Source organism: Streptomyces antnestii (genome assembly GCF_004005495.1).
Taxonomy (GTDB): Bacteria; Actinomycetota; Actinomycetes; order Streptomycetales; family Streptomycetaceae; genus Streptomyces; species Streptomyces antnestii.
Genome location: NZ_RZYA01000007.1, coordinates 340,099 through 356,434 on the forward strand (window position 1 = coordinate 340,099; position 16,336 = coordinate 356,434).

The 16,336-nt window shown below is 68.2% G+C and carries 11 protein-coding genes and 1 pseudogene; 5 read left to right on the forward strand and 7 right to left on the reverse strand.

The features are described 5' to 3' along the window. The first annotated feature begins 276 nt into the window (after positions 1 to 276). The 3 genes from EOT10_RS17920 (at position 277) to EOT10_RS17930 (ending at position 5,339) form a co-directional block, all read left to right on the forward strand. Positions 277 to 1,605 carry a DUF6801 domain-containing protein gene (locus tag EOT10_RS17920; protein WP_127829222.1) on the forward strand — a complete coding sequence of 443 codons (1,329 nt, stop codon included), beginning with the start codon at positions 277 to 279 and terminating at the stop codon, positions 1,603 to 1,605. Positions 1,606 to 1,702: 97 nt separating this feature from the next. Then, on the forward strand, positions 1,703 to 2,170 hold the full coding sequence (locus tag EOT10_RS17925; protein ID WP_223281033.1) for a trypco2 family protein: 468 nt from the start codon (positions 1,703 to 1,705) through the stop codon (positions 2,168 to 2,170). 1 nt (position 2,171) lies between these two features. After that, on the forward strand, positions 2,172 to 5,339 hold the full coding sequence (locus EOT10_RS17930) for an NACHT domain-containing protein (protein ID WP_189491701.1): 3,168 nt from the start codon (positions 2,172 to 2,174) through the stop codon (positions 5,337 to 5,339). A gap of 903 nt (positions 5,340 to 6,242) precedes the next feature. Here the strand turns inward: EOT10_RS17930 and EOT10_RS17935 are convergent. The 3 genes from EOT10_RS17935 to EOT10_RS17945 all read right to left on the reverse strand — a co-directional run bounded on the left by EOT10_RS17935 (position 6,243) and on the right by EOT10_RS17945 (position 9,503). Continuing rightward, positions 6,243 to 7,010, reverse strand: a complete 768-nt coding sequence (locus EOT10_RS17935) for a glucose 1-dehydrogenase (protein ID WP_127829224.1) — start codon at positions 7,008 to 7,010, stop codon at positions 6,243 to 6,245. 94 nt (positions 7,011 to 7,104) lie between these two features. Next, positions 7,105 to 8,127 (reverse strand): zinc-dependent alcohol dehydrogenase family protein, encoded by a 1,023-nt coding sequence (locus EOT10_RS17940; protein WP_223281034.1) that lies wholly within the window; start codon positions 8,125 to 8,127, stop codon positions 7,105 to 7,107. Positions 8,128 to 8,267: 140 nt separating this feature from the next. Continuing rightward, a complete protein-coding gene (locus EOT10_RS17945; protein WP_127829225.1) occupies positions 8,268 to 9,503 on the reverse strand; it encodes an MFS transporter in 1,236 nt (411 codons plus the stop codon). 137 nt (positions 9,504 to 9,640) lie between these two features. On the opposite strand from EOT10_RS17945, the gene EOT10_RS17950 reads away from it, so the two are divergent. Then, positions 9,641 to 10,594 carry a helix-turn-helix domain-containing protein gene (locus EOT10_RS17950; RefSeq protein ID WP_127829226.1) on the forward strand — a complete coding sequence of 318 codons (954 nt, stop codon included), beginning with the start codon at positions 9,641 to 9,643 and terminating at the stop codon, positions 10,592 to 10,594. Positions 10,595 to 10,814: 220 nt separating this feature from the next. Here the strand turns inward: EOT10_RS17950 and EOT10_RS17955 are convergent. Continuing rightward, positions 10,815 to 11,991 (reverse strand): annotated as a pseudogene (locus EOT10_RS17955) (Cmx/CmrA family chloramphenicol efflux MFS transporter). A gap of 475 nt (positions 11,992 to 12,466) precedes the next feature. After that, positions 12,467 to 13,114 carry an SMI1/KNR4 family protein gene (locus EOT10_RS17960; protein WP_189491706.1) on the reverse strand — a complete coding sequence of 216 codons (648 nt, stop codon included), beginning with the start codon at positions 13,112 to 13,114 and terminating at the stop codon, positions 12,467 to 12,469. 128 nt (positions 13,115 to 13,242) lie between these two features. Here EOT10_RS17960 and EOT10_RS17965 point away from each other — a divergent pair, with 128 nt between their 5' ends. Further along, on the forward strand, positions 13,243 to 13,839 hold the full coding sequence (locus EOT10_RS17965) for a hypothetical protein (RefSeq protein WP_223281035.1): 597 nt from the start codon (positions 13,243 to 13,245) through the stop codon (positions 13,837 to 13,839). 181 nt (positions 13,840 to 14,020) lie between these two features. On the opposite strand, the gene EOT10_RS17970 is transcribed toward EOT10_RS17965, so the two are convergent. Continuing rightward, positions 14,021 to 14,896: a glycosyltransferase family 2 protein gene (locus tag EOT10_RS17970; RefSeq protein ID WP_127829228.1), complete on the reverse strand. Its 876-nt coding sequence runs from the start codon at positions 14,894 to 14,896 to the stop codon at positions 14,021 to 14,023. Positions 14,897 to 15,688: 792 nt separating this feature from the next. Then, the gene (locus tag EOT10_RS17980; RefSeq protein WP_127829229.1) at positions 15,689 to 16,171 is read right to left on the reverse strand and encodes a GNAT family N-acetyltransferase; all 483 of its coding nucleotides are present in this window, start codon (positions 16,169 to 16,171) and stop codon (positions 15,689 to 15,691) included. Positions 16,172 to 16,336 lie beyond the last annotated feature (165 nt).

Below are 16,336 nucleotides of genomic sequence, written 5' to 3' on the forward strand. Positions count from 1 at the left end.
GAACTGATCGGTTGGCTGGAAGGCACCCACTGTCAAGGCCCTTTGGGGCGTGTGCGAGCGGTGCATCAAGTCCCTGGAACCAGAGCCGCCTGGGCCACGTCCTCCAGACAACGTCACGAGCCCCGATGGGCGAAACCCTCCGGGCGCCGCAGATCCGGCACGGGGCACGCGATCTGAGCAGCATGCTGATCCTCAGGAAATGAGAGTTGTTCCGTAATCGAGCAACTGAACAGAAACGGGGGCACGCTCATGAATACCAGGTGCGGCACGCCAAGGATGAAGATCATCCTTGGGGCCGCGACGGCTCTGGCAGCGGCAAGCGGGCTGAGCGTCATCGGAGCCGGAACGGCTGCCGCGCAACCGCTGACGCGTACATTCGGCTACACGTGCTCGTCCTCCATGATCGGCGATCAGCCCATCACAGTGAAGATCGACTCGGACGTCCCGAAATCGGTTGCGGTCGGCGAATCCAGCAAGACCATCGCCGTCGACGCGGTAGCGACGGTGGGCGCGAGTTTCACCCAGTGGCTCTCCAGGGCCGGCATGACAACCCTTGAGGGCACGGTGGAGGCGCAGGCCCATGTGGCCGCGCCACAGCATGACTTCGGCATGACGGTCCCCTTCCACATGGCCAAGACCAGCGTCCCGGCGTCCGGTCCCTTCAAAGTCCCGGCAACCGCCAGCGTGGCCACGCCCACCTTCAAGCATCCGGGCAGAGGGACGGTCACCGCCGGCAACCTCACCCTCCACCTCCTCGCGAAGAACGCGAACGGCAGCCAGTGGCTTTCGGCCGACGCGCCGTGCACCCTGAACGCCGGCCAGAGCAATGTGGTGACGTCCTTCGACATCACGACGCCGGTTGCGTCGGCCTCCCCCACTCCGAGGCCGACGACAGCCGCTCCGAGCCCGGCGACCGGATCGGCGGCCTCTCCCCCTCCGAGGCCGACGACCCGATCGACGGTCGCTGGCGTGCCGAAACCGGCGACGTCGCAGGGCACCGGGCCCACAACGGGCAGCGCGACCGCGACCGGCCATCCGAGTGCTCACGCTCCCAGCACCGCACCTCGTACGGACTCCACCCGTCCGACACCGCGGTCGACCACACCCGCGATCGTCGTCAAGTCCTCGGCCGGTGGCCAGGACACCAAGGACCTCATCCTGCTGGCCGTGGGCGTGCTCGTCGCATGCGCCGCCGCCTTCGTTCTGGGCAGGCGAGTGAAAAACCAGCGCCTCAGCGGTGACGACGGAGCGGATCAGCAGCACATCGACCCGAAGCAGGGCTTGCTCATCGAAGGTGTCAAGGACCCCATGCTTGACGTCGTTCGCCACAGCGAGGACGTGAATGCTGCTGACCCCCGGCATCGAGGCCACGGCACAGGGGTGACATCGCGCAGTAGCACGGGCAGGAGGCTCACGGACGGCCAGAACCTTCTGCTGCGGCAGCGTCACGTACTGCACCGGGTACGACATCAGAAGAGCGTCGGTGCGCGGACTTGCGGTGGCGCCGCCGATCCGAACAGCCAACCTCTGAGCTTGCCGCAAGGTGAAGACGTCCATGTCGTGATCGAGGAGCAGCCCAGCACCGGCTACGTTCGCCAGGGGTAGTGACAACCGGAAGCGTGCGCTCAGCCTGGACGGCTCGAGCGCTCCTGGAGCCGAGCGTGGCGGAAGCTGAGCACCCCGCAGACTGCCCCGTCAGTCCGTGCATGATGCCGAACGCGAGCCTGGGAAAGGCCTGTTCGCCGAGATCGAACTCGTGATGTCCTTCACCTTGCACTCGCAGCAAGTTGACATCGCCCACCGGCGCCGGCGCCATTCATTTCCGAATCTCACAGTCGACAGGGAGCAGCCATTGGCGACGATCGGGTTGGCCGCGGCCATCGAGGAACTGCGGCAAGAGCTCTACCAGGCCCAGGCCCAGGGCGCCCAGCAGCAGTTCGCCTTTCAGATCGAGGAAGCCGAGCTGGAGTTGCTGCTGGAACTACGCAATGACGGCAAGGGCGAAGGGAAGCTGCAGTTCGGGGTGGCGACCGTAGGCGGTGGCGGATCGCACTCCTCGGTCCGCGGGCACAAGTTGACACTGAAGCTACAGGTCAAGGACCGGGCCGCGGGCGGAGCCAGCCCTGAGATCAGTCGCCGGCAGCCCGGCTCCTGGGATGACGAGGGCTGAGTTGGACCGTCGAAGACTGGCCCTTGTCCGTTGTGGTGACGTCGATGGCTTCCGCCGCCTCGGGACCGGCTATCTGATTGGGCATCGCCTGGTACTGACGGCCCGGCACGTCGTCGAGGAGAGCAAAGGCACTTCGTGGGCCCGGATCAAGGTGCGTGTGGGGCACCCCCGGGACGCCGCCGTGCACCGCCGCACGGCATCGGTGTGCTGGACCGGCCCGGGAGAGCTCGATGTCGCTCTACTGCTGTTGGACCACGAGATCGAAGTGCCCGGGACGGTGCACTGGGGCCGTCCTGTCGGCAACACCCCGCTGCCCTATCAAGGTCTCGGGTACCCCTCGGCGTCCTTCAAGGACAAGCAGAACAAGGTGGAGCACCTGAGAGGGAAGTTGCCTCCTCAGGCCGGCGGTGTCGGCACCCAGGATCTGTACGTCCTGGACCAGGAGTCCGCACCGGACATGCGTACAGACGGCGAGCGGGCGTGGTCCGGGGCTTCCGGCACCGCGGTCTTCTGCCAAGACCACCTCGTTGGCGTCGTCATCAACGATGACGAGGTGTTCGCGAACCGCCGCCTGCATGCCTGCCCGGCCCGCACCTTCACCTACGACCGCGCGTTCGCCGAACTTCTGCAACGTTACGGCGATGGCCGCCCTGAGCTGGTCGACGTCGACGTCCCCACCCCGCCCAGCACCCCAGGAAGCAGCCACACCTTAAGCCGCCACGCGGCCGCGCTGGCCGAGAACCTCCATACCCTCACGCAAAGGGTCCTCATCGACCTGGGGCAGGACCAGGTTCAGCAGCGATTACTGAGCGGGCATCTGCTGCCCGTGCATTGTCGAGCGGCACCTGAGGATTTGACCGGTCGGAGGAAGGCTGCCCGGGATACCTCGGCGGCACTGGCGGGCGCTTCCCCCCTCGACCTGACAAGTCCGCTGGGCAGCATCGCGGCTGTCTACCTGAAGGAAAAGCGCAGCAAACTGCTGGTGCTGGGCCGGGCCGGTTCGGGAAAGTCCGTCCTGGTCCGGCGCTTCGCGCAGGCCCGGCTGGAGGATGATGACTGGACCGGCAAGGGACCAGTGCCGGTGATCTTCAGTCTGGGATCATGGGACCCCATCACCAGGTCGCTGCGGGGCTGGCTGATCGACCGCTTGGAGCGGGATCACCCCTTTCTGGCCAGGCGAATCCCCGACAGCGGGACATGGGCCACTGAGCTGATCGTCAATGGCCACGTGCTGGCGATCCTGGACGGGTTCGACGAGATGGCAGAGGGCCTTCACAAACCCGCGCTGCGGCAGCTCCGGGCCTTGAACCTGCCGTTGCTGCTGACCAGCCGCCGCGAAGCGCTCGAAGACGTCAAGCCCAGCGAAGGACTCTTTCCGGGGATCGAACTGACGGACCTCACCCTCGATGACTGCTCCACCCGCCTCAACTCCTCGACCGAATGGACAGACTTCCTGAACCGGGTGCGCAGCCACTCCGGCGACGCGGCCGACGCCCTGCTCGCCACCGTACTGACCACTCCCCTGATGCTCACCATGGCCGAGGCCTTTCAGGAGTCCGGCGGCACGCCTGAGTCCGTGCTGCAAATCGCCAAGTCCGGCTCCCAGGGCGCGCTGGAGAAGTACCTCCTGAACGCCTTCGTCCCCACGACGTACGAGAGCACCCTCAACGCCGACGTCCCGAAACGCCGACAGTGGAGCGCAGAGCGTGCAGGACACTGGCTCGGCTACCTCGCCACGCACCTGAAGAAGCAGAAGACGGGCGCACAGGACATCGAGTGGTGGCAGCTGGGCACGACCATGAGCCTGCCCGCGCGCATGGTCGTCTCAGGGGCCCTGTGCGGTCTCGTGTCGGCAACGGCGGTCGCACTCGTCAGCTCCGTCATCTCTAGCGACCCCCCGGCTGTGCTCCTGACCTTGTTCCTGAACGTGCTGGGAATCGGGCTGGCCTTCGGACTCATTCACGGATTCGCGTCGAAATCCGAGGCCAGCCGCGTGTTCAAGCCGTCCCGAATGGAGATCGGAATAGACCGCGGATCGTGGAAGGAGAGGTCGAGCAGAGGGCGGGAGAGCCTCCTCCCCAGAGTCGGTGGCGGGCTGGCCGGCGGACTGGTCTTCGGGATCATCTTCGGTGGCGGAGCCGCGGTCTATGCGATGCTCCTGTCCTACCCCTGGCTCTCGGTCGCCCTGTTCTTCGGGAACTGGCTCGTGGCCGGGGGCCTGCTCGGACTGGGGGCCGGGATCGTCCTTGCGCTGGTGGCCTGGCTCGAGACGGACGCCAAGCCGGAGAAAACAGTCAGCGCCACGGATCTATTGCGCAAGAACCGCACCATCGTGCTCGTCCGGGGGTCCGCGGTGGGGCTGGTCCTCGGGCTCGGATACGGAACCGCTGGCACGTATTTCAACGGCTTCGCCCTCGGCCTCCAGCTCGGGGTCGGAGGCGGACTCGCGGTCGCGGTGGGGGTCGGCACGCTGAGTGCGTGGGGCCGGTGGGTGGTCCTGGTCCGCTTCTGGCTGCCCCTGTCAGGACGCCTCCCCTGGAGGGTGAACGCCTTCCTGGACGACGCCCGCGCTCGAGGCGTACTGCGCCAGGCCGGCGCGGTCTATCAGTTCCGCCATGCACAACTGCGGGACCACCTCGCCGAGCCCCACCCGCAACACGAACCGCCGACGGAAGGCAGGAGCCCACGAGGTGGGAAAGCTATGAGCGATGACGTCCTGTCGATCATTCCGAGTGATCCGCAGTGGCAGCCGGATCGCGATGCGGTTGATCGCGTCGTCGCGCTCGTCGAGGACCTGACTCCCGGAGTTGCCGACGGCGTGGACGTGGAGATCGACGTGACGTGGCACGACGTGGTGACCGCCGTCGGCTGTGGGGAGAACCTGGAGAGGATCGGTTGCCCCTTGTGTCAGACGGCCATCGACACGGAGTGGTGGGGCGACCTCGTTGAGGCTCACTGCGACGACGGGTTCACCACGCTCGCGGTCGAGGTCCCTTGCTGTGGAGGATCAACCACTCTGGACGTGCTGGATTACGACTGGCCCTGTGGTTTCGCCCGTTTCGAGATCGCCATCTGGAACCCCGAACGCCTCTGGTTCAGCGAGGACGAGCTGACGGCGCTGGCGGACCGACTGGGCCATCCGGTGAAGCAGATCCGGGCCCACATCTGAACTTCCGCAGCTCAGCCGAGTGCCTGTTGCTCGGCACGTGCTCGGGTGGAACCGAGCGGTCCCGCCGCTGAGCAACAGACGCTCCTGAGACTCGCCAACAAAGCCAGCTGGGCGAGGCGGGTCTGATGGATGCCGTCTGCGACACCTTGTCCTGGGATGACGAATCAGGCCATGGGGATCAACCTGCAGTTGCACGACAGCCGTCCAAACTGGCCCGGCCGACGCTCGAAGCGCAAGCCGACTTCTGATCCGCCAGTCCCCCGAGCACGGCGAAGCGCTGGCTCAGCTGATCGCCAGGCTCCCCGCAAACACGTCTGGAAAACTCTGGGCGGTCGACCCGTACAACAACACCGTCCTCAACGAGCAAGAGGCCGAGGCCGCACACCGCGAGATCCCGGATCTCCTGGACCGCTGCACAGGCGACTCCCGAACCAAGGCAGTCCGCGGACTCGCCGTCTACTCGCACGACTGCGCCGCCACTCCCATGACGGGGCAATCCGGGACAGCGCAACGTATGCGATGTTCGCCTTGGAGTGGCCGGACATTCGTAAGGTCCTGGAAGCGTCCCTGCACTTCTGAGGCGGGTGCAGTTTGAAGGGAAGTGGGTTGAGTAGGCCGCTGTGCGTGGCGGGCCACGGTCACCCGCCCTCGATTCACTGGGCGAGGAAGGCACTCATTCGATTCTGGACGTGCATCGCATAGTCGAGACGACCGAGCCCTCGGACTACTTCAACCGGCTCTTGCGTGCACGCGGACCGACATCCGCGGGGGAGGCGGCAGCCCGAGCCAGGCCGATTACGGCCCAGGCTGCCGACGCCACCATGCCGACGGCGTTCGCTCCACCGTCCGCCGCATCCACCCGCTGGCTGTACCAGGCCCGCGGCTGAGCCGGCCTGAATGATCTCAGTGGGTGGTGAAGCCGCCGTCGACGGGCAGGGCGACGCCAACCACGAAGGCGGCGCCCGGGCTGCACAGCCACAGGACGGCGCCCGCGATCTCGTCGGCGGTGCCCAGGCGGCCGATGGGCTGCTGTTTCATGATCTCGGCCATGGCTTCGGCCTGGCCTTCGAGCATGTCGGCGACCATCGGGGTCTCGATGACGCCGGGGCACACGGCGTTGATGCGGATGCCCCTGGGGGCGTATTCCACGGCGGCGCTCTTGGTCAGGCCGATCACGCCGTGCTTGGAAGCGTGGTACGCGGCGCGTTCCGGGAGGCCGACCAGGCCGCCGAGAGAGGAGCAGTTGACGATCGCTCCGGAGCCTTGGTTGCGCATCTGTCGAAGTTCGTGCTTCTGGCACGTCCAGATGCCGCGGAGGTTGACGGCGTTGACGCGGTCGAAGTCCGCGGCCGTCTCGTCGGCGGCGTCGGCGGGAGGGGCCTGGATGCCGGCGTTGTTGAAGGCCATGTCCAGGCGGCCGAAGGTTTCCACGGTGCGGGCGACCATGGCGGCGGCCTGGTCCTCGTCGGCCACGTCGCAGCCGATGCCGAGGGCCTGGTGGCCGGCGTCGGTCAGCTCCTTGGCCGCACGCTCGGCGGCCTCCTGGTCGAGATCGGCGAGGACGACGGCGGCGCCGGCCCGGGCGAAGGCGCGGGCGGTGGCCAGGCCCATGCCGGAGGCGGCGCCGGTGACCAGGGCGACCTGCCCGGTGAAGTCGTAGGTGGGGTTCATCGGTGAAGGGTCCTGTTCGGGGATGGGGATGCGGATGGGGACGGGAATGGGGATGGGGATGGGTGACTGGGGTGAGCGGGGGCGCGCGGGTGGCTCAGGGGCGCAGGAGGGCCTTGATGGCGCGGCGCTCGTCCATGGCCTTGTAGGCCTCGGCGGCCTGTTCCAGCGGGAGTTCGAGGTCGAAGACCTTGCCGGGGTCGATCTTGCGGTCCCAGATGAGCTGGATGAGTTCGGGCAGGAACCGGCGGACGGGGGCGGGGCCGCCTTCCATGTGGATGCCGGCGAGGAAGAGTTCGAAGCCGGGGATGTGGACGTCGTAGTTGACGCCGACGAAGCCCATGTGGCCGCCGGGGCGGGTGGCACCGATGGCCTGCATGGTGGATTCGCGGGTGCCGACGGCCTCGACGACCGAGTGCGCGCCGAGGCCGCCCGTGAGCTCCTTGATCTTTGCCACGCCCGCGTCGCCGCGTTCCTCGATGATGTCGGTGGCGCCGTAGTAGCGGGCCAGTTTCTGCCGCTCGGGGTGGCGGGACATCGCGATGATGCGCTCGGCGCCGAGCTGCTTGGCTGCCAGGACCGCCATCAGGCCGACGGCGCCGTCGCCGACGACCGCGACGGTCTTGCCGGGGCCGGCTTCCGCGGCGACAGCGCCGTACCAGCCGGTGCCGAGTACGTCGGAGGCGGCCAGCAGCGAGGGGATCAGGTCCTCGTCCGGCTGCCCGGGGGTGGCGACGAGGGTGCCGTCCGCGTACGGGATGCGGGCCTTCTCGGCCTGGGTGCCGATCGTGCCGGCCACGAACGCGCGGTGCACGCAGCCGGACTGGTAGCCCGAGCGGCAGATCTCGCAGGTGTTGTCGGAGATGACGAACGACCCGACGACGAAGTCACCGGCCTTGACGGTCCTGACCTCGGAGCCGACCTCTTCGACGACGCCGACGTACTCGTGGCCCATGAGGGTGTGGTCGGCGGGCTCGATCCCGCGGTAGGGCCACAGGTCGGAGCCGCAGACGCAGGTCGCGGTCAGCCGGATGACCGCGTCGGTCGGCTCGATGATCTCCGGGTCGTCTCGGTCCTCGACCCGGACGTCTCCGGCGGTGTGCATGACTACTCCACGCATGTGGTGCTCCTTGCTTCGTGTTCCCGGCGCCTCGGGCGCCTGTGTGTGTGATCAGGAAGGCATGGCTTCCTGCGAAATGAAGGGAAATGTTCAGGTGTGGCGTTGTGGTGCCGCCGTTCTGCGGTCTCCCAGCTGGTGCCCTAGCCGAGGGCGGGCCTCCCACGACGCCCCTGGATGAGCGCGATGGTGATCGTGGGGACGAGGGCCAGAGCGGCCATGGCGGCGCCGACCAGGGCCGGCCCGGCGGCCCGGAAAGGCGAGTCGAGGGCCTGCCCGGCGATCCAGGAACCGGCCGCCGTGCCGAGGTTGAACGCCGACACGGTCAGGGCCGAGCCCAGGGTGGGGGCCTTGCCCGCGAAGCGGACGCCGAGGGCGATCAGGACCGGGGTGCCGAGGAAGCCGACAAGCCCGAGCAGGGCGACCAGCACCACCGTGGGGACGGCGAAGGCCGACAGGAGGCCGAGCGCCAGCAAGACCAGTGCGGCCGACGCTGCTGCCGTGATCGTGGTCGCGTACGGGCGGACGTCGCCGGCTCGGCCGCCGACGAGGAAGCCGGCCAGGGCGCCGGCACCGAATCCGACGAGGACGAGCGGCACGAGCCCTGCGGCGATTCCCGCCCGGTCGGTCAGCAGCGGAGCGATGTAGGTGTACGTGCCCAGTACGCCGGCGCTCATGGTGGCGCAGCCCGCGAGGACCAGCCATAGCCGGCCCGAGCGCAGCGCGGACAGCTCCGAGCGGATCGACACCGTCTGCCCGCCGCGGGGCTCGTTCGGGACCGAGCGCGCGATCAGCGCCATCGCGGCCACCGCCAGGACGGCGAGGATCCAGAAGGGTCCGCGCCAGCCCATCAGCTGTCCAACGAACGCGCCGAGCGGCACGCCGACGACGTTGGCGAGCATGGCTCCGGAACCGACCACTCCCACGGCGCGCGAGCTCGCGGCCGGGCCGGCCGCCCTGGTGGCCACGACGTTCGCCACCGCCCAGAACGCCCCGGTCGCCAGCGCGGTCAGGAACCGGGCGGCGAGCAGCAGCCCGAAGCCGTCGCCGACAGCGGCGATCACGTGTCCCGCGGCGAAGACGCCCAGGGCCAGCACCAGCGTCCACCGGGCGGGCAGCCGCAGGGTCAGCATCGACATCAGCGGGGCACCGATGATCATCCCGACCGCGAACACGGTGATCGCCAGACCGGCACGGGCCACGCTCACCCGCAGGTCGCCCGCGATCTCCGGCAGCAGACCCGCCACCACGAACTCGGTCGTGCCCATCAGGAACGTCCCCAGGGCGAGGACGTAGACCACGGAGGGAAGACGGCGCGAGGCAGGTGGCCGTTCCTCGATGCGTTCGTCGACGGGGGCGTGGAGGGTCGCTCCTTGCATGGTGAAGCTCCAAAGGGGTGTCACTGCGGTGTCGTGCATCCCAGAGAACCCGTATTCACGCAGGTCAGGAAGGTCGCGCTTATAGGGGGTACAAGCTCCACCTCCCTTGTCCACGCCGCGCGCCTACCGTGGAAGGCATGGACAAGCAACCCGACAACCGCTCCGACATCCGGGACTTCCTCGGCACCCGGCGCGCCAGGATCACACCGGAGCAGGCCGGGCTGCCCACCAGCGGGCGACGCCGTGTGCCCGGCCTGCGGCGCGAGGAGGTCGCCGTTCTCGCCGGCGTCAGCACCGAGTGGTACACCCGCCTGGAGAAGGGCCACATCAACGGTGTGTCCGAAGACGTCCTCGACGCGGTCGCCCGCGCACTCCACCTCGACGACGACGAACGCACCTACCTCTTCGACCTCGCCCGCGCCGCCCAGCCGGCGGGCCGCGCGCCCCGGCGCCGCAAGGCCGTCGACGTCCCGCCGCGTGTCCAGTGGCTGCTCGACTCCATGACCCTGTCCGCGGCCTTCGTCACCAACGGCCGCCTCGACATCGTCGCCGCCAACGCGCTCGCCCGTGCGGTCCTGTCACCTATGTTCGACAGCGACACCGTCGACGACCGCGGCCGCCCCAACTGTGCCCGCTTCTTCTTCCTCGACCCGGGCGCGCAGGACTTCGTCGCCGACTGGGACCAGGCCGTCGCCATCACCGCGGCCCTGCTGCGCGCCGAGGCCGGCCGCTACCCGAACGACAAGGCACTGCGGGAACTCATCGGAGAGCTGTCCACCCTGAGCACCGAGTTCCGCACCCGCTGGGCCGCCCACGACGTCCGCATCCACCACGGCGGCGTCAAGACCTTCAACCACCCCGACGCCGGCCCGCTGGAACTCACCTACCAGCCGCTGGACCTGCCCCTGTCCACCCGCGAGGCGCACTCCCTGACCATTTACACCGCCGAACCGGGCTCCCCCGACGAAGACCGGCTCAAACTCCTCGCCAGCCTGGCAGCCACCCCCGCCGTCCCCCAGTCGCAACCTTCCACTGCCACCCCCACAGACCGCCGGGACAGGGAAGGCGACACCAGCGACTCACCTCAGTAACGGCGCCGGGACCGCCAGCCGCATGCCGGCGATGCCATACACCGTGACTCCACGACCTGGTGCATCCACGCGCACGTCGCGGCCGGCACCGAGCCCTGCTGCTCTGCTGCCCTGCTACACCTCCGGCCTTGGGGACTGGTGGTCGACGATCCCGGGCGGGATCTGAGCCGGTGAGGAGTGCGGGACGCTGGAACGGTGTCCAAGGGGGCGTTCGCGTGCGTCACTGGACCACCTCGGCGCTTCGGCCGACCGCAACCACAGTGCGGAAGGGAAACGCGATGAGCAGTGCGACGGCGACGAGCAGCCCACTTGCCCACAGCGGCCCGACGTTCCCTTCCTCAGTGCTGAGGGTGGTCGCGGCGATGAGGGGGCCGACGGCGGCACCGATGTTGAGTGCCGCCGTGGCATACGAGCCGGCCATGGTGGGAGCGCCCGCGGCCTCGTAGAGGACTCGCGTGATCAGCGTGCTGCCCAGCGCGAACGACAGCGCGCCCTGCACGAACACAAGGGTGCACAGGGCGACCGGCTCGTCGGCCAGCATCGCCAGGGCCGGCCAGCCGATCAGCAGCAGGGGACCACCGATCGCGATGACCAAGCCGGGACGCTGGTCGGACAACCGGCCGGCGACGCTGACCCCGGCAAGGGCACCGGCACCGAAGAGCACCAGAACGACAGAGATCCACAGCTCGCCCAGCCCGGCGACGTCGGTGACGACAGGGGCGAGGAAGGTGAAGCTTGCGAAGGTTGCCGCGTTCACCAGCGCGCCGAGCAGCATCACCAGAATCAACGGCGGCCTTGTGAGCTGGAAGAGCTCGGCTCGCAAGGCCGGCCCGCCGGCCGTCTTCCTGCCCGCGCCCCGCCGGGATCCCCTTCAGGATGCCGAGAGCTGCGGGCAGACAGAGTGCGGCGACGACCCAGAATGTGGTCCGCCAGCCGAGCAATGTGCCGAGTGCCGACCCACCGGGGACACCGGCGATCGTGGCCACCGTGGTGCCTGACAGCAGCACGGCAAGGGCGCGGCCCTTCTTGTCCGGCGAGACCAGCGTGGCGGCAGCTGTCAGAGCGACCGCGAGGAACCCTGCGTTCGCGAGCGCGGCGACGACCCGGCCGGCGAGCAGCACCGGGAAGCTCGTGGTGAGGGCGCCCATGGCGTGGGCTGCCGCGAAAGCGAGGATGAACGCGAAAAGGCTTGAGCGCCTTGGCCAGTTGCGGGCAAGCGCGGCTACGAGGGGGGCGCCGACGACGATGCCGATGGCGAAGGCCGAGGTGAGCATGCCTGCTGCCCCGACTGTGACGTCGAGATCTGAGGCGATGTCCGGCAAGAGGCCGGCGAGCATGAACTCCGAGGTGCCCATGGCGAAGACGGCCATGGCAAGCAGGTACAGCGGGAAAGGCATCGAGTGGCTCCGAGGTGAGGAGAGGTACGAGAAAGGTCATCTCGTCACCGCGGCCGGCCCCAAGGGCACGCTCGGCCCGCCACAGAATGCGGCGCGACGGCAGAGCTACGAACTCAGTGGTTCAGGGGGCTGACGGCGTGACCGAAAGCCCCCACCTTGTCTGACTCAGGACTCGACATGGCTCGCACGCTACCGGACAGATGCCCGTCGAAACACCTCGTTTCACCGGCATTGGCCCCTGCCACCAACGTCATGGCCAGCAACACCTGGTGCTCTGGCCGTGAACGTTCGCCGGGTTCGAGATCGTCAACGGCGGCTGATCAGGCTGCAGTCGGAAGCGGGCGTCCGCCCCAGCGGATGCCCTTCTCGCTGCGGATGCGGGCGCGCTCCTTGCGTTGGGCGACCAGGACTGAACGGTGTGGTTCGGATGGCGTGGCGGGCCACGGTCACCCGCCCTCGATTCACTGAGCTTCCCTCACCGGACTTCCCTCTCGCGTTGCTCAAGCCACTCGAGGTACCAGCTGCGGAAGGTGTGACGGTTTCCGTTCGCATCGACGTACGGCTCGAAGGGCGGGTTGACCGCGCAGTCCCGGTCGCGGAGTTCCCCACGGTGCGGGCCGACGACGATGAGCCAGCCGGTCATCCCGCATCCGTTGTCGCTGATGTGGATCGCGCCCCGCCCCCGTTCCAGGACCCAGACCTCTTCGCCGGCGTCGCCGAAGACCTTGCGGTAATCGTCCAGATAGTCGTCGTCGACGTCCCGGGTGGTGGGCTCGTACCCGGCGGCGCGAAGGGTCGCTGTCTGCTGGTCGGCCCAGTCTTCGGTTTCGACGAACGGCCCACTGGGGTCCAGCAGCCAGGGCTGGTCCTCGCTCTCCCAGATCCATCCCCACTTCCCGTCGACCCGGTGCAACGACGTGAGATTGAGAGCCGGCCCGGGGCCGCCGGCCCCCACCTCTGCCAGAAACGTGCGGTACTCGTCGGGGAGCGAGACACCAAGCTGCGCTTCGACCTCGACGAGCTCGGCGGGCGTCAGGACAGGTTCGAACGTCGGGTATCCATACGGCGCACGGCCACGGGCTCGACGCTCGGCCTCCTCCACTGCGATGACGCGTTCCCGCACTCCCGACCACTGCATGTGCGTGCTCACGGCTCTCCAAATCGACGGCGGACGGCGAGCACGGACATTAGTCCCTGCCACCGACATCCGAATTGTTTTAGCGGCCGCTCGTCTCTCTCCCTCTCCCCCCCGTGACGGCGGACGAGGAGTGGCAGACGGGCTCGCTGCTCAAGGAGTTGGAAGCCCGCGAGTCAGATCGCGTGTCAGACCCAGGCTCTACCGTGAGGCCTCGCTACGTGGCAACTACAGGAAGAGGGCGGGGCATGGGTGCCAGTGGGTGGGGTTACGTCACTCCTTACAAAGGAAGCGTCGAGGCGACTCTCAAGACTCTGCACGACGAGGTCTTCCAGGAGCTGTTCGGCGACAGCGACAAGTACCGGAGCCTTGACGAGCTCTACGCCGATGAGGAGTTCATGGGCGAGGAAGGCACTCATTCGATTCTGGACGTGCATCGCATAGTCGAGACGACCGAGCCCTCGGACTACTTCACGGTCCGCCCGCTCCCCACCGCCCGACTTGCACACCACTTCGGCACGGATCGCCCCACCGTGGAGCACTACGAAGACGCGATGGACCGGGCATACGAGGCCCTGCGTACCAGGCCTCTTCGGGACAAGGACACGACTTTGCTCGGTGAACACCAGATGCGCTGGACGGGCGTCTACGTAGTCCTCTACACCGACAGCCAACCTACCCACGTCGGATTCTTCGGTTCTTCCGGGGACTGAAGATCACCACCGCGTAGAACTTCCGCTCAGGCCACTCGAGCGGCCGTGACTATACGCCCGCCGGAGCAGAGAGCGCCGACCATGCCACTCAAGAGGGCGTAGCCCGCGACACGCGATGGATCAAGCGGACCCCGAGCGCGCTGCCTGCGTGGCTGCACGCGGAAGCCGGCACGACGCGGGCCTAGATGACGGGCGGGCGGCCGAGGCGCGCCATGCGTACGACAGTGCGCCAGCGCATGGGCTGCCGTCGACCACCGGAGGTGAACACGCCCTCCCGAAAGCCGCCGAACCACGCCCGCAACCCGCCCCAGGAGCGTGTCCTGGCCAGAGTGAGAGCTGCCCAGACACTGAGGTAGACGGGAACGAGGACGGCGGGGAGATGGCGCTTGGCCAGCCACACGCGGTTCCGGGCGGTCATCCGGTAGTAGACGGCGTGCCGGGCCGGGGAAGTCTTCGGGTGCTGGAGCAGCAGCGCCGGTTCGTACACCACACGCCACCGCGCATCCAAGGCCCGCCACGCCAGATCGGTCTCTTCATGGGTGAAGAAGAACGCGTCCGGCCAGATCCCGGTCTCATCCAGCATCCGCATCGACAGTGCGTGGCCGCCGCCGAGGAACGTGGTGACCTCACCGCCCTGCATCGGGTCCTTCGCCCGCAGCCGGGGCACGTGCCGGCGCTGCGTCTCCCCGTGCTCGTCGGCGATACGGAACGACACGATGCCCAGCCGGTCGTCGGCGGCGTACATCCGGGCCAGATGGCTGAGCACATCGGCGTCCACCAGCAGGCCGTCGTCGTCCAGGTCCACCACCACGTCCACGTCGCCGAACCGGCGCAGCTCCTGGATGGCGACGTTGCGCCCGCCGGACACTCCGAGGTTCTCCTCGAGTTCCACCCCGTGCACTCCGGCGGGCAGTTCGGGCAGCGGCGCACCGTTGCCGACCACGACGACCCTCGCCGGCTCCAGATCCTGCTTGGCCACCGAATCCAGCAACGCACGCAGCTCGGCGGGCCGATTGCCCATGGTCAGGATCGCGATGCCGAAGCGCGGGTGACTCACGAGCGAACTCCATCCATACGCCGCCTGAGGCCGGCGAGCCTATCGGCTGCTCAGGGCCCGCGTCCGCACCACGCCCGGCCACGCGCCGGCAGGAGACCCCTAGGCCCGCACTACCGCTGGGTGACTACATCCGGCCCCCGCAAGACCCCGACCTCGCCCGCACCCCCTACGGAGAACTCGCCGACCGGGACCTCGCGCAATTCCTCGCCCACTGGCCCGACCTGCACGCCGACGCCCTCCAGCAGAGCCGGCACCGCATCCACCCGACAGCCCGCATCCACCCGTACGCCATCGTCGGCAACGACGTGATCGGACCTGGTCCTTCCACCCGTACTACCGCTACCGCCGGTACTGAGCTCCCCTCTCGGGGCTCTACACCCAATTCGCCCACCCAAAAGCGAAGAGATAGGCCCGTCGCCCCGCGTCCAGGCCTCGAATGCCCCGAATGAACATGACCACCAGCGCAACGAGGAACAGACCGCCAAAGGCTCCAGCCACGAGGGCCCCGGCGACTGGCCCTACGAGCAAGCTCACGATCACGCCCGCGACGATGACGATGCCCAGACCAAAGTGCGCGGTAGGTACATCCGCCCTGCTCACATCGCGCAACGCCTTGCGAACCGACCCCATCCCGGAGTCATACCGCTCCCGCGCTGCTTCCGGATCAGCAGCGGAACCCTCAGGCCACCGTTCCATCATCACCCCCCGGCTCAGCCTGAACGGAGCGTAGCGCGGAAGGAGCTGCTGACCGCCGACCCGGGCAGGCGCCCGAGGGCACCCGCCCGGGAGATGTCAGAGCTGACGGAAGTAGACGGTGAGTGGGTGGGGAGTGCACCCGAGCGCCTCGTAGAGGGCTCGTGCCGGTGCGTGGAACTGGTCGCCTCCGGTGCCGATTTCGACGACCTCGGCGCCGAGAGCTCGCATCTGTGCGAAGGCGTGCTCGCACAGTGCCGTGCCCACGCCCTGTCGTTGGTGCTGGGCCGAGACGGCGAGGATCGTCACCTCACCCTTGTTGCGGGCCGGATCGACGCTCCACGCCACGTAGCCGGCGATGCTGGCCTCGGCTTCGGCGATGGCGACGTACGCGTGCCGTTCGGGTGCGTGGAGTTCGGCGACCTGTTCGCGGTAGTCGTCGCGCCAGTTGCCGTGCTGAACGGCGAAGACGGCCTCGCCCATCACAGGGCGGAAGGAGTCTTCGTAGAACGGCCGGAAGGTGTCGATGGTCAGTTCGGTGAGTGGTGCCAGGTCGTGCTGGGTGAATGCGCGGATGAGCACGGAAGTGTGCCTCTCAGGCTGAGGGCTTGATACCCGGGGGAAAACACGGACATCGTTCGGCCCGCCACCTGCCACAGGATCGGCGGTGAGACGGGCCCCTCAGCGACGCGTACGCCAGGCGTCAAAACACTCCATGTCCCGCAGCGTAGCGCCCGGCGTGTGCTC